This is a genomic window from Paraburkholderia atlantica, from assembly GCF_009362785.1.
GTDB lineage: Bacteria > Pseudomonadota > Gammaproteobacteria > Burkholderiales > Burkholderiaceae > Paraburkholderia > Paraburkholderia atlantica.
Window position 1 is genome coordinate 100,508 of the sequence record NZ_WHNQ01000016.1, and the last position, 13,881, is coordinate 114,388.

The 13,881-nt window shown below is 61.4% G+C and carries 9 protein-coding genes; 5 read left to right on the forward strand and 4 right to left on the reverse strand.

Translation table 11 applies throughout. The features are described 5' to 3' along the window. The first annotated feature begins 131 nt into the window (after nt 1–131). From GCT19_RS22530 to potE, 5 genes are all read left to right on the forward strand, one after another. The gene (locus GCT19_RS22530; RefSeq protein WP_026228193.1) at nt 132–1,553 is read left to right on the forward strand and encodes a DUF2252 domain-containing protein; all 1,422 of its coding nucleotides are present in this window, start codon (nt 132–134) and stop codon (nt 1,551–1,553) included. 131 nt (nt 1,554–1,684) lie between these two features. Then, on the forward strand, nt 1,685–2,578 hold the full coding sequence (locus tag GCT19_RS22535) for a hypothetical protein (protein WP_018432977.1): 894 nt from the start codon (nt 1,685–1,687) through the stop codon (nt 2,576–2,578). A gap of 94 nt (nt 2,579–2,672) precedes the next feature. Beyond that, nucleotides 2,673–4,463, forward strand: coding sequence for a SulP family inorganic anion transporter (locus tag GCT19_RS22540; protein WP_018432978.1), 1,791 nt, complete (start codon nt 2,673–2,675; stop codon nt 4,461–4,463). A gap of 128 nt (nt 4,464–4,591) precedes the next feature. Further along, the gene (gene speC / locus GCT19_RS22545; protein WP_152853167.1) at nt 4,592–6,955 is read left to right on the forward strand and encodes an ornithine decarboxylase; all 2,364 of its coding nucleotides are present in this window, start codon (nt 4,592–4,594) and stop codon (nt 6,953–6,955) included. 35 nt (nt 6,956–6,990) lie between these two features. Then, entirely contained in the window at nt 6,991–9,237 is a 2,247-nt protein-coding gene (potE, locus tag GCT19_RS22550) for a putrescine-ornithine antiporter (RefSeq protein ID WP_026228194.1), read from the forward strand. Nucleotides 9,238–9,407: 170 nt separating this feature from the next. On the opposite strand, the gene arcC is transcribed toward potE, so the two are convergent. The 4 genes from arcC to GCT19_RS22570 all read right to left on the reverse strand — a co-directional run bounded on the left by arcC (nt 9,408) and on the right by GCT19_RS22570 (nt 13,814). After that, nucleotides 9,408–10,337, reverse strand: a complete 930-nt coding sequence (arcC, locus tag GCT19_RS22555; protein WP_018432981.1) for a carbamate kinase — start codon at nt 10,335–10,337, stop codon at nt 9,408–9,410. 101 nt (nt 10,338–10,438) lie between these two features. Further along, on the reverse strand, nt 10,439–11,449 hold the full coding sequence (locus GCT19_RS22560; protein ID WP_026228195.1) for an ornithine carbamoyltransferase: 1,011 nt from the start codon (nt 11,447–11,449) through the stop codon (nt 10,439–10,441). A gap of 59 nt (nt 11,450–11,508) precedes the next feature. Beyond that, entirely contained in the window at nt 11,509–12,765 is a 1,257-nt protein-coding gene (gene arcA, locus GCT19_RS22565; protein WP_026228196.1) for an arginine deiminase, read from the reverse strand. Between the two features lie 176 nt (nt 12,766–12,941). Next, a complete protein-coding gene (locus tag GCT19_RS22570; RefSeq protein ID WP_018432984.1) occupies nt 12,942–13,814 on the reverse strand; it encodes a transporter in 873 nt (290 codons plus the stop codon). Nucleotides 13,815–13,881: the final 67 nt, after the last annotated feature.

Genomic DNA, 13,881 nt, shown 5'->3' on the forward strand with positions numbered 1-13,881 from the left:
CCGCCGAATCAGTCCACAAAGCGCGTGACCACACAACGTTGACCTGCATCAAATTCGTGGCCGGTCATATGCGTATCTTGAGCTTGAGGTCCCAGCGGTATAAGGGCGCATCGCGTCTTTCCGGAGAGATCATGGATAAAGCCGTGTCACGCAAATCAGCAAACGGAAAACGCGCACCGGCGGCTGGGTATCTAACGCCGGAACAGAGGTCCGCGCAAGGCCGGGCGATACGCGATTCGATTTCCCGATCGTCCCAGGCCGGCTGGAAATCACCTGAGCAACGCAGGGATCCAGTCGAGCTGCTGGAGATCTCCAATGAGGGCCGCCTGCCGAACTTGATCCCGCTTCGCTTCGGTCGAATGGCGGCATCGCCGTTTGCGTTCTATCGTGGTGCAGCCGCCGTGATGGCGGCGGATCTGGCGACGACGCCCACCAGCGGTCTGCGCGTGCAGGCATGTGGCGACGCACACCTGATGAACTTCGGCGGCTTTGCGACGCCGGAGCGTAACGTCATCTTCGACATCAACGACCTGGACGAGACGCTGCCGGCCCCATTCGAATGGGATCTGAAACGGCTCGCGGGAAGCGTCGTGATTGCGGCGGAGCATCTGGAATTGCCGCACAGCGAAACGGCGCGCATCGTCGTCGATCTCGTGCGCGAATACCGGGAGCGGATGCATGACTACGCGTTCATGCGGGTTCTCGATGTCTGGTACGACAAAATCGATTTGCAAAAGTATCAGGATCGATCGGGCGATCCCGCCGTCGTCGAAGCCGCGCGCAAGCGGATCGAGCAGAGAATCGAAGTGGAGCGGCGCAAGACCGTTCCCGATCATCTGTATCCGAAGCTGGTCTCGGAGGAGGGCGCTCAGCCCCGGATCAAGGATGAGCCGCCGCTGATCTTTCATCCAACCGAAGAAATGGCTCCCGGTCTCGCGAAGGGGTATTCGGAAGCGATCGCGTCATACCGCGAGAGTCTCGCCGAACATGTGCGCGTCGTGTTCGAGCGGTTTCATTTCGTCGATATGGCAATCAAGGTGGTCGGGGTCGGCAGTGTCGGCACGATGTGCGGCGTCGGGTTGTTCATGGCGAGCGACAACGATCCGTTGTTCCTGCAGGTGAAGGAAGCCAAAGCGTCGGTGCTCGAGCCCTATGCTGGCAAGAGCCTACACCCTAATCACGGTCAGCGCGTGATTGCCGGACAGCGCATTATGCAGTCCGCCAGCGATGTCTTTCTCGGCTGGACTCGTGGGCAGAACGGCCGCGATTTTTATGTCCGTCAGCTTCGCGACATGAAAATTTCCGTGCTGATCGAAGCGCTCGATCCGGGCATGCTCCGGCAGTACGCGCGCATGTGCGCACACGCGCTGGCGCGCGCGCACGCGCGTTCCGGTGACGCGGCGATGATCGCCGGCTACATGGGCTCGGGACAGACCTTCGACGATGCAATCACCGAGTTCGCGACGGATTACAGCTCGCAGAACAGGCAGGACTATCGCGATTTCGTTCGCGCGATTCGCGAGGGCCGCATACAGGCGACGACCCAGGAATAGACGCCCCAGCGACGCATGCGTCACGCCGATTGGCGTTGGCGGCTCTGCGTCGTCGTTGAACGCGGTGCGGAAACAACTTTGCTCGCGAGTTGCGCGGGCTGGGTCGCCGTATCTTTTGTTGGAGAATCGAAGTGATCCGTAGATACTTCCGAGCCGCGCAGAGGAACGCGCTGCGGTTCTCAGGATCGCTTGCGCTGCTTGTTTCGCTGGCCGCGGGCGCGGCCATTCATCAGAATCTTGATAATCCGTTGCCAGACGATGCGCCAACCGTGTTCGCTCCATCATGGTTGGGCGGCCCGGATCTAAGCGACGCGCTGGACCAATACGGAAGTGCGCGTGGCTCGGCGAAAGCGCGCATCGTTGCTGCATGGCTGCAGAAGGTCGAGAACGACCCAGTCATTGAACGGCGCATCCCCGGTGGCGTCCATGCGCTCGAACAGATGTTTGTCGACGAGGGCAAACGTGAAGCGGTGATGTCGAGCGGGCTCGCGCGTTTGACACCTGAAGACCGGCTGACCTACCTGCAATTGTTCACCCACCTGCTCGACGAATTCGTTCCGGTCAACTGCTTTGGCCTCGTCGATATCAATGCTGCGATGAATCGGATCACGCTTGCCCAGATGTCGGACGCGGATGCGGAACTCTATCTGCGGCTTGTTTATCAGGTTCTCGTGAGTAGTGCGTCTGGCGTGCCGGTGAGGTTGCCAACCCCGCAACAATATTCGGCGGCAGTCGACGTACTGTCGAGCGAGATCGTCATTGAGCTGGATGCCGATCCAGTCAATCTCGACCGGTATCAGTCGTATTCGGCGCACCCGGAGTCGTCCACCCCGTCCGACGTGTGCTGGACCACGAGGGTGACGCTGCACGCGATCGAAAGAATGCCCGAGCCGGAACGGGACTTCATTCTGATGCCGGCCATCGTGAATACAGACGCGGCATCACTCGCGAGCCCTGACGGGACAAATCCGGCCATGACGCCGCTTCCTTCGGGGGGCGGACGGGCAAGCCCGGCACTACCTTGAAGACCTACGCACGGTGGCGTTGGATCCGCTCGATGTGAGATCGCCGCGGGCCTGGGGCCGATGTGTTTCACCACTGCCGAACAAGGAGAGGGCGATGGCGGATGAACAGGTTTCCATCGTCGAAGTCGACGACAGGGCGTCCAGCCGAGGCTGGCGCGCGCTTTTTCCACCGGCGCAGTGGCTGCCCGCCTATCAGTTGCAGTGGCTTTCTTCGGACGTCGTCGCGGGCGTGACGCTGGCGGCGTATGGTATCCCGGTATCTCTCGCCTATGCGACGCTGGCCGGCTTGCCACCGCAGTACGGTATCTATTGCTATCTGGTGGGCGGCTTCTTCTACGCGCTGTTCGGCTCGTCGCGTCAGTTGGCCATTGGTCCGACATCGGCCATTTCGATGCTGGTTGGGGTGACGGTCGCGGACATGGCCGGAGGCGACCCCGTCCGGTTCGCATCGATCGCGGCGTTGACCGCAATACTGATCGCGCTGATGTGCGTGATCGCGTGGCTTCTGCGGCTAAGCTCGCTCGTCAACTTCATCAGCGAGACGATCCTGCTGGGTTTCAAGGCCGGCGCCGCGCTCACCATCGCACTTACGCAACTGCCCAAACTGTTCGGCGTCAAGGGAGGCGGCGAACAGTTTTTCGAGCGGATCGCGGTTCTTGCCGGGCAACTGCCCGACACGCATCTCGTCGTGCTTGCCTTTGGCGTCGGCGCACTGGCCCTGCTGGTCCTGGGCGAGGAGTTCTTGCCAGGTCGGCCGGTCGCACTGTTCGTCGTAGTGTTGTCGATCGTCCTGCTTTCGCTGACACCACTCGGCCAGATGGGCTTCAAGGTCGTTGGCGCATTGCCGCGTGGATTGCCAGACTTTCAGTTTCCTCCGCTGCGGGTGCGCGATGTGGACGGAATCGTGCCGCTGGCGTTCGCCTGTTTGCTGCTCTCGTATGTGGAAAGCGTATCGGCGGCGCGGGCCATCGCGCAGAAGAACGGCTATGAAATCGATGCGCGCCAGGAGCTGTTGGGTATCGGCGCGGCCAACCTCGCCGCAGGCCTGTTTCGCGGTTATCCGGTGGCGGGCGGGTTGTCGCAGTCGTCGGTGAACGACAAGGCCGGCGCGAAAACGCCGCTTGCGCTGGTGTTCGCATCAATTGCGATCGGCCTGTGCCTGATGTTCCTGACTGGCCTGCTCACCAACCTGCCCAACGTCGTACTGGCCGCCATCGTGCTCGTGGCGGTCAAGGGCCTTATCGACATTCGCGAATTGCGGCATGTGTGGCGCGTGAGTCGTTACGAGTTCCCGGTGTCGATGGTCGCGTTTGCCGCTGTGTTGATGCTGGGCATCCTCAAGGGGGTGATTTTCGCGGTGCTCGCGTCGATGTTGCTGCTGATCAGACGCGCCGCGCATCCGCACGTGGCCATGCTCGGACGCATCCCGGGCACGACCCGGTACTCGGATATCGAGCGTCATCCTGAGAACGAAGCCGTGCCGGGTGTGCTGATCTTCCGTGTCGAAGCGTCGCTGCTTTACTTCAACAGTGAACATGTGCGCGCATCGGTGTGGGACAGGATCCGCTCGAGTACGGCGCCGATCAGACTCGTGATATGCGACCTGTCGAGTTCTCCCGCAGTGGATATCGCCGGCGCGCGCATGCTGGCGACGATGCACGCCGATCTGGCCAAACGCGGGATGCGCCTGCGGATTCTCGCCGCCCACGGCAGTGCGCGGGACATTCTGCGCGCGGAGGGACTGGAGCAGCAGGTCGGCGAATTGGGACGCCACGTCGGCGTCGATGACGTGATCGAGGCGTTCTTGCATGAAGCCGAGCCGGGCGCCGTGAGTTCGAGCGCGACGGCACTGGGACGTTTCTCCGCTGCGGGCACGTCCACCTGAAAAGTCGGATGACGATGCCGCGGCGATGTCTGCCGGCGGCACGCCAATACGTCCGGGATGCAATTGATCTGCATCAATCGGAGCTTGCCTTCTGATGCTTTAATCAAATTGCGTAGAGGAGACTGATCATGATCCCGCGTTCCGTGAAGGCTCCGACCGTACCGATTCCGTTTCATAAGATGCTGAAGGTGGTCGCGGTCGTTGATCCGGGTAACGAGGCAACGAAAGAACTGCTCGATCACATCGCCCGCGCGGGCATCCATGTCGAAATGACGGACAATCCGGTTCGCGATCTGAACGAGGATGCCGACGTTGGCGCGTATATCGTCGGCGTTGATGGGAAGCAAATGGAGGACGCGCGCAATCTCGCGGTTGGCGTTCGCTCGCTAGGCTTTCATACCCCGCTGTGGGCGCTGGCCAACAAGCATCGCGTCTCCGACCTTGTCGTTGCCGGCGGCCTCGGCGAAGTCGACGGCTATATTTACCTCGGCCAGCAGACCCCGGCCTTTTACGCGAAGCAGGTCGTGGCCAGCTTCGTCAAGTACGGCATGAGCCTTCTGCCGCCTTTCTTCGGTGGACTCGTCGCCTACGATGGCGAAGCCAATATCGCATTCGACTGCCCGGGACACCAGGGTGGACAGTTTTATCGGAAGTCGCCCGCGGGACAGCTATTCTTCAAGTATTTCGGCGAAAGCATCTTCCGTAACGACCTGTGCAACGCCGATGTGGATCTCGGCGACCTGCTGATTCACGAAGGCCCGGCGGCCGATGCCGAGCGCCACGCAGCCGAAGTGTTCGGCGCGGACCAGACCTATTTCGTTCTCAACGGCACCAGCACCTCGAACAAGATCGTCACCGGTGCGGTGCTTCGGCGGGGCGACCTCGTGCTGTTCGACCGGAACAACCACAAGTCGGTGCATCAGGGCGCGCTTCTGCAGGCGGGCGCCATTCCGGTGTTTCTGCCGACCGCGCGCAATCCGTTCGGGATGATCGGCGCCGTGGACTGGGAAGCATGGGACGAAGACTGGCTGCGCAGACAGATCCGCTCAAACCCGCTCGTGAAGGATCCCGAGCGCAGCAGGGCGGAGCGGCCGTTCCGTCTCGCCTGTATCCAGCTCGCGACCTATGACGGCACGATCTACAACGTGCAAAAGGTGCTGGACAAAATTGGCCACCTGTGCGACTACGTGCTGTGGGACGAGGCATGGATCGGCTACAACGCATTTCACCCGCTGTTCGAAGATCACAGCCCGATGCGGATCAAGCAACTGACACCGCAGATGCCGGGACTGTTCTCGACGCAATCCGTGCACAAGCAAGGCGCTGGCTTTTCACAAGCGTCGCAGATTCACAAGCGCGACGAACATATTCGCGGCCAGAAGCGCTTCATCGAGCACAGGCGGTTCAATGAGTCATTCCTGATTCACGCCAGTACTTCTCCGTTCTATCCGCTGTTTGCCTCCATCGATGTCAATGCGAAGGTCCATGAAGGGAAGGCGGGAGAGATGCTGTGGGACGGTTGCATCGCACTGGGGATCGAGGCTCGCAAGAAGATTCGTGAGTTCGTTCATTACTATGCGGCAACCGGCAAGAGCAAGGAAGAGCAGTGGTTCTTCGATCCTTTCGTGCCCGATGCCGTCACGATTCGCAATTCGCGTTTTACGACGGACGTCGAGAACGCTGCATGGGAGTCGTTGCCGACCGACGTGATCACGCGCGAGCAGCAATGCTGGGCGTTCCACCCCGAAGCGCGATGGCACGGCTATGCAGGCTATGCCGATGGCTATGCGATGGTCGACCCGAACAAGCTCACGCTGCTGACGCCGGGCATCGACCGGACGACGGGAGAGTATCTCGACTTCGGCGTACCGGCGGCCGTGGTTGCGAACTATCTGCGCGAGGAAGGCATCGTTCCGGAGAAATGCGACCTGAACAGCGTGCTGTTCCTGATGACGCCGGCGGAGGACGAAAGCAAGCTGAATTCGCTGATCGCGAGACTCGTCAGGTTCAAGAATCTTTGGGACCGCGATGCCCCGCTGGCCGAAGTGCTGCCGTCCTTGTGCTCGGCGCACGGCGCGCGCTATGCCGACTACTCGCTGCGCCAGGTATGCAACGAAATGCACGGCTTTTACCGTGAAGCCAACGTGAAGGAACTGCAGCGGCTCTGCTTTCGCGCGTCGAGTTTCCCCGAACTGGCGATGCCGCCTGAGGCCGCTTACGAGTCTCTGGTCGCGAACGACGTCGAGTATGTGCCGCTCGATCAGGCGCGTGGCCGCATCTCCGCCACGCACGCGCTGATCTATCCACCGGGTATCGGTGTCGTGCTGCCCGGTGAACGGTGGGATGAACGCGCGCAACCGATGCTGGACTATTTCATGGCTTTCCAGGAATCGTTCAATCGTTTCCCGGGGTTCAACTATGAAGTACAGGGCGTTTTCCAGGAGCGGGAAAACGGCCGTACTCGCTTTTACACGTACGTAGTCCGCGAGTAAGCGGACGTGAACGGTCCACCGTAGGGGAGGAGATCATGGCGGATCAACCGAGGAAGATGAATGTCGTCCAACTGACGTTCATCGTGACGGTCAACATGATGGGCTCGGGCATCATCATGCTACCGACCAATATGGCAAAGGTGGGGGCGATCTCCCTGCTGTCGTGGCTGATAACGGCAGTCGGATCGCTGGCGATCGCTTACGGTTTCGCGGAAGCGGGGCTGCTCAATCAGCGCCCGGGCGGCATGGCCGCCTATGCCGAAGATGGTTACGGCAAGGATGGATACTTCCAGGTGTTCTTTCTGTATTTTCTGTCGATTGCGATCGCGAATGTGGCGGTGGCGAGTTCGGCGCTCGGCTATCTCGCGGCGTTCTTTCCTGTGCTCACGTCATCGCCGATCGCGACCTGTAGCGGCGTGATAGCGCTGCTGTGGCTCACTACCGTCGCCAACTTCGGCGGCCCGAAAGTGACGGGGCGCATCGGCAGCGTCACCGTTTGGGGGGTGATCCTGCCCGTCGGCTTCATCTCGATCGCGGGCTGGTTCTGGTTTCACGGCGGAACCTTTGCCGCTGCCTGGAACCCCAAGGGAATCAGCCTCGCCGAGGGCATGGGCTCGAGCATTTCGCTTACGCTGTGGGCGTTTCTCGGGATGGAATCGGCCGTCCAGAACTCGTCGGCCGTAGAGAATCCGAAGCGCGACGTCCCGCTCGCCTGCATGTTCGGTACGCTGGGTGCCGCAGTGATCTATATCTTGTCCACCGCGGCGATCCAGGGCATCGTGCCCAATGCCGACCTCGCCGCATCGACGGGGCCGTTTGGTCTGGCGTTTGCGCGGATGTTCAACCCGACGATCGGTTCGATCGTGATGGCGCTGGCGGCGCTGGCCTGCGTGGGTTCGCTGCTTGGCTGGCAGTTCACCTTGGCGCAGACAGCCAAGGATGCCGCCGACACAAGGATGTTCCCGGGCATTTTCGGCAAGGCGAACCGGATGGGCGCGCCGATCGCGGGCATGGTCATCATGGGCATCGTGCAATCGCTGATGGCGATGTCGACGATCTCGCCGAACCTGAGTGAGCAATTCGCCGCGCTCGTCAATCTGGCGGTAGTCACCAATGTACTGCCGTACATCATTTCGCTGTCTGCGCTGTTCGTAATGATGCGAAACGCCGGTACGCCGCCCGCGAAATACCGCGTCAATGCGGCCGTCACCGTCGTCGCGCTGGCTTACTCCGTCTACGCGATCTACGCTTCCGGCAAGGACGCCGTGCTCGGCGGCATGCTGGTCATGGCGATCGGCTACGTGATCTACGGTTTCATGGCCTTCCGGTTTGCCGCGGTGACTTCCGCTGGGCGCACGGCCGCGGCCTCCGCGGCGGCTGTGCTGGCGCTCGCGTTGATGGTGCTCGCGGGTCTGCTGCCGCCGCCCGCCCACGCGGATGAGCCCACGCCCACCGGTTCGCTGGCCAGAATCAAACAGTCCGGCGCGATCAATGTGGGCTATTTCAACGACGCGCAGCCGTTTTCGTACAAGGACGCGAATGGCCAGGTTACTGGCTACACCATCGCCCTATGCCAGAAGATCGCCGACGAGATCAAGACCGATCTCGGGCTCGCCGCGCTGCGCGTCAACTGGGTAGCGATTTCCTTCGAGGAGCGGATGCGCGCGATGCAGGAGCACCGGATCGACCTGCTGTGCGGCAACGCCGAAACGCTCACGGCCAGGCAGGCGATGTCGTTCTCGATTCCTGTCTATCCCGGTGGTATTGGCGCGATGCTGCGCTCGGACGCGCCGGCCGGACTCAAGGAGGTCCTCTCAGGGGTAAGCCCATCGCACCCGATCTGGCGTGCGGCGCCCGCGCAACTGCTGTCGCGGCAAACCATCTCCGTGGTCGCGGATTCGCCCGCACAACGCTGGCTCGGCGACAAGCTCGGCCAGTTGCAGATCGCGGCTGCCGTGGTCCCCGTCGCCGATGTCGAGTCAGGCTTGCGCAAGGTTCTCGACCGGCAGTCGAACGTTCTGTTCGCCGAACGCTCGCTGCTGCTCGCAGTCGCAAGCAGCAGCCCTGCGTCGGGCAAGCTGACGGTGCTGGATCGCCGCTTCACCTATTTGCCCGTCGCAATCGGCGTCCCGCGCGGAGACGACGATATGCGGCTGCTCGCCGATCGAACGTTGAGCCGGCTCTTTTCATCAGCAGAGTTCTCCGCCATGTACACGAAGTGGTTTGGCGAGCCCGACGCGGAGACACGCAACTTCTTCCGCCTTAGCGCGTTGCCAGATTGACGCGAGGCAAGTGGAGGAGGGAATGGCCCTGACAGCACACATGGGCACCCTCCTCCTTCCACGCATCGGTATAGACAACGCACTGCTCGTGCGTCACGAGATCGAAGAAAGAGAAGAGAAGAAAGACACACGCAGCGAGACACAGACAGCGAGACGTTACCGGCAAGCGGCTAGCGGTAGCGGATGCCAGGCGCCGACATGCTCACGCAGGTGCCACCCCGGTGCTCTGCAATGGCCTGGATGTCGGCGAGCGAGCCGATGACGGCATCCTTGCCCGTTTCACGCGCGAATTCGATTGCCGCCTGGACTTTGGGACCCATGGAGCCGCTGGCGAAGCCAAGCTTTTCCAACTCATCCGGATGAGCCTGTGCGATGGCTTTCTGGTCCGGCTTTCCCCAATTGACATACGCCGCATCGACATCGGTCGCCACGATCAACAGGTCCGCACCCAGTTCCCACGCAAGCAGAGCCGAGCACAGATCCTTGTCGATGACCGCTTCGATGCCGCTCAGCTTCCGATTCTCGTCGTAGGAGGTGGGAATGCCACCGCCGCCCGCGCAGATGACGATCGTGCCGTGTTCGAGCAGCCACCGGATAGGACGGATTTCAAAGATGCGGCCAGGCCGCGGGCTTGCGACGACCCGCCGGAAATGCTCGCCGTCGGGCGCGATGCTCCAGCCTCGCTCTTTGGCGAGACGCTCGGCCTCTTCCTTGGAATACACCGGACCGATCGGTTTGCTGGGCCGCGCGAAAGCGGGGTCGTGTGGATCGACCTCGACCTGGGTCAGAATCGTTGCGAACGGGACTTCGAAAGGCAACAGGTTGCCGAGTTCCTGCTCGATCAGATAGCCAATCATGCCTTCCGTCTGCGCACCGAGCACATCGAGCGGATAGGCCTCGACTTCTTTGTAGGCCGCGCTCTGGAGCGCCAGCAGCCCGACCTGTGGACCATTGCCGTGCGCAATCACAATTTCATTGCCCGGCACGATCAGCGCGATCTGGGCAACGGCGAGCCGGACGTTTTCACGCTGGCATTCTGCCGTCATGGGCTGACCGCGACGCAGCAGCGCATTACCGCCCAACGCAATGACGATACGCATGGTGCTTATCTCCCGATGCACGTCAGATGAAAGGTGGCGCCGGCGTCGGACCCGGGCTGTACCCGGTCGCACCGGCGCCGCGGCCGCCTACGCCTCACTACTCAGATGTCGGCAAGAGTCGAGACGAGGATCGCCTTGATCGTGTGCATACGATTTTCCGCCTGCTCGAATGCAATACACAAAGGCGACTCGAAAACTTCGTCGGTCACTTCGATTCCATTCGCAAGCGCCGGATATTTCTCGGCGATCTGCTTACCGACCACCGTTTCGCTGTTATGAAACGCGGGCAGGCAGTGCATGAACTTGGCGTTCTTGTTGTGCGTGGCATTCATCAAGTCCTTGTTGACCTGATACGGCAGAAGCTGTTGAATGCGCTCGACCCAGGCTTCCACCGGTTCGCCCATCGAGACCCACACGTCCGTATGCACGAAGTCGACGCCGTCGACGGCTGCTTTCGGGTCTTCGGTCAGCACGATCCGCGCACCGGTTTCGGCGCCAATCCGCTGGCACGTCTCGATGTATTCCGCGCTCGGCCACAGCGACTTCGGTGCGCCGATCCGCACGTCCATGCCGAGCTTTGCGCCGATAAGAAGCAGCGAGTTGCCCATGTTGTTGCGAGCATCGCCGAGATACGCATAGCGGATTTCGGTCAGAGGCTTGTCGCTGTACTCGCGCATGGTCAACACATCGGCGAGCATCTGGGTCGGGTGGTATTCGTCGGTCAAGCCGTTGAAGACGGGGACGCCCGCGAATTTCGCCAGTTCCTCGACGATTTCCTGATGAAAGCCCCGGTACTCGATCGCGTCGTACATGCGTCCCAGCACGCGCGCCGTGTCTTTCATGCTTTCCTTGTGCCCTATCTGTGAGGAATGGGGATCGATATACGTGACGTTGGCGCCCTGATCGTATGCCGCGACTTCGAATGCGCAGCGCGTGCGGGTCGACGTCTTCTCGAAGATCAGAGCAATGTTGACGCCTTTGAGATGCTGCTGTTCAGTCCCTGTGTACTTCGCACGCTTCAGATCCCGCGACAGGTCGAGCAGGTAACGAAGCTCGCGATTGGTGTGATGCATCAGGCTCAGGAGGCTTCGGTTGCGCAGATTGAAAGCCATGGTTTTCTCCGTCTCGTTCGGTTCGACGACGGCGCGCCTGCGGCGGCCGCGGTTGCAAATCAATACTCGATGGGATCGCGCACGATCGGGCAGGTCATGCAATGGCCGCCGCCGCGCCCGCGCCCCAGCTCGCTCGCGGTGATCGTGATGACTTCGACGCCCGCCTTGCGTAGCAGCGTGTTCGTGTAGGTGTTCCGGTCATAGCCTACGACCACCCCGGGCTCGATGCAGACGAGGTTGTTGCCGTCGTCCCACTGCTCGCGCTCGGCAGCGAAGCTGTTGCCGCCCGTTTCCACGACACGCAGTTTCGGCAGGCGCAGTGCCTCGCCCACGACCTCCACAAACGGCTTGTCCTCGCGCCGGATGTTCAGTTTCATCGCCGTGGAGTCGTCGGGTCGCAGTGAGAATGCGACGATTTCCTTGACGACCTCCGGGAATACCGTGACGAGGTCCCGGTCGCAGAACGTGAAGACCGTGTCGAGATGCATCGCCGCGCGCGACTTCGGCATACCAGCAACGATGATGCGCTCGACTGCGCCTTTGGCGAAAAGGCTTTGAGCCAACTCGCCGATAGCCTGCCTCGAAGTGCGTTCGCCCATGCCGATCAGCAACACGCCGTTGCCGATGGGCATCACGTCGCCTCCTTCGAGGGTGGCGAAGCCATGATCGCGGTCGGGGTCGCCGTACCAGACTTCGAACTGCTGCGTTTCGAAGTCAGGATGGAATCTGTAGATCGCCGCGGCCAGCAAGGTTTCCTGGCGGCGGGCCGGCCAGTACATCGGATTCAGGCTGACGCCGCCGTAGATCCAGCAGGTGGTATCGCGGGTGAACAGCGTATTCGGCAGCGGCGGCAGTACGAAACTGGAATGGCCGAGATACTCGCGGAACATCTTGAGGGTATGGGTCTCTTCGGTATCGGGAATGTCCTCCGCGACGACCCCGCCGATCAGAAATTCAGCCTGTTGGCGAGGCTCGAGACCTTCGATCCAGGACCGAACCTCGCCGGCGAGGCCGACACCAACGGTATCCTGACGAATCTTGCGATCCAGAATCCACTTCAGTGCTTCCGGATCACGTACCGTTTCGGTTAGCAGGTTGTGCATTTCCAGCACATCGACGTCGCGCTCGCGCATCTTCGAGACGAAGTCGAAATGGTCTCGTTTGGCCTGGCTCAGCCAGATGACGTCATCGAACAGGAGTTCGTCGCAGTTGCTGGGCGTCAGACGCTGATGCGCGAGGCCTGGCGAGCACACCATCACCTTGCGCAGCTTGCCCGCTTCCGAATGGACCCCGAGCCTTGAAGTTTTCGCGTTCATCATCGGTCTCCTCGAATCGCTACGCCGGATAGCCTTCGCGGCGCGATTTCAGCATATGTCAGGCCGTGCGCCGCCGATTGACCTGAATCAACGTCTCGCCGTCTGGCAAAAGCGCTGTGTGTGGGCGGGCGCTGAACGCACAGAAGCGACCGAGTCGATGCTTTGTTCGCCTCTCTTCAGTTGAACCAGCGATACTGAAGCGCCAGCGAAATCGCCTTGTAGTTGCCGCCTGCCCTGACGAGGAGTCCATTCGATACGGCCAGTTTTGCCGACCAGCCGCGGGTGACGGGTATTGCGAGCGTGATGCCATAACGGCTGTTGTTCTGCCGGTCGTCGTTGCCAACGCCATTGACGGTGGTTGTGCCACCAGCATAGAACCCTGCGTCGAAGGCTAGCCACAAACCCGGATGGAACGTGTATCCCGCATGAAGCTGCAGCGCGGCTAGCGGCGCCTGGCTACGTCGTTTGTTGCCGAGAAAAGAGTCGTTGTCCGTGAAGAGCCATACGCCGGCGGTGGCTTCGAGAAACCAGTTGCCTAGCGGCTGCGAGATGCCGAACTCGGGTTTGAACGCCCAGCGATTGGTCCCGACGTTGACCAAGTGAGCGGGCTCGTATTGCCCGGTAGGTGCCACAACCGTCAGACTCACGCCGACGATCGTCCCTGGCACGCGGCGCGCGAACTCTTCCGGTGTCAGCGCCCGGCCGCCCAGAAGATCGACCGCCAGCCTGAAGCGCACGTCACCGAGTCCGGCGCGATGCACCTGAGTGGGCGAATCCAGCACGTCCCCTGAGACATTGCCGCTGACGAACGGCGCCAGCACTCCGAGCTGTGCCGTATATCCAGCGAGATCGAAAACGCGGACATATCCCAGCGATACCGCATTGATATCCGCGTGGATGTTGCTGACGGGAAGCGAGGGGTCGGTGAGAACCTGTCCGCTCAGCCGTGAATACGTTAGACCGATGAAGTTCGTGCCTACCGGTGCGGGCGAATAGGCGCGCGGCTCCAACTCCTGGGCCGACGCTCGCAGCACGCACAGCAGAAGCATTGCGCCGACAACTGGCGAGCCACACGTTCGGATGTGCGCCGAATCTCGCAGCGGGCGCGCGAGTCGC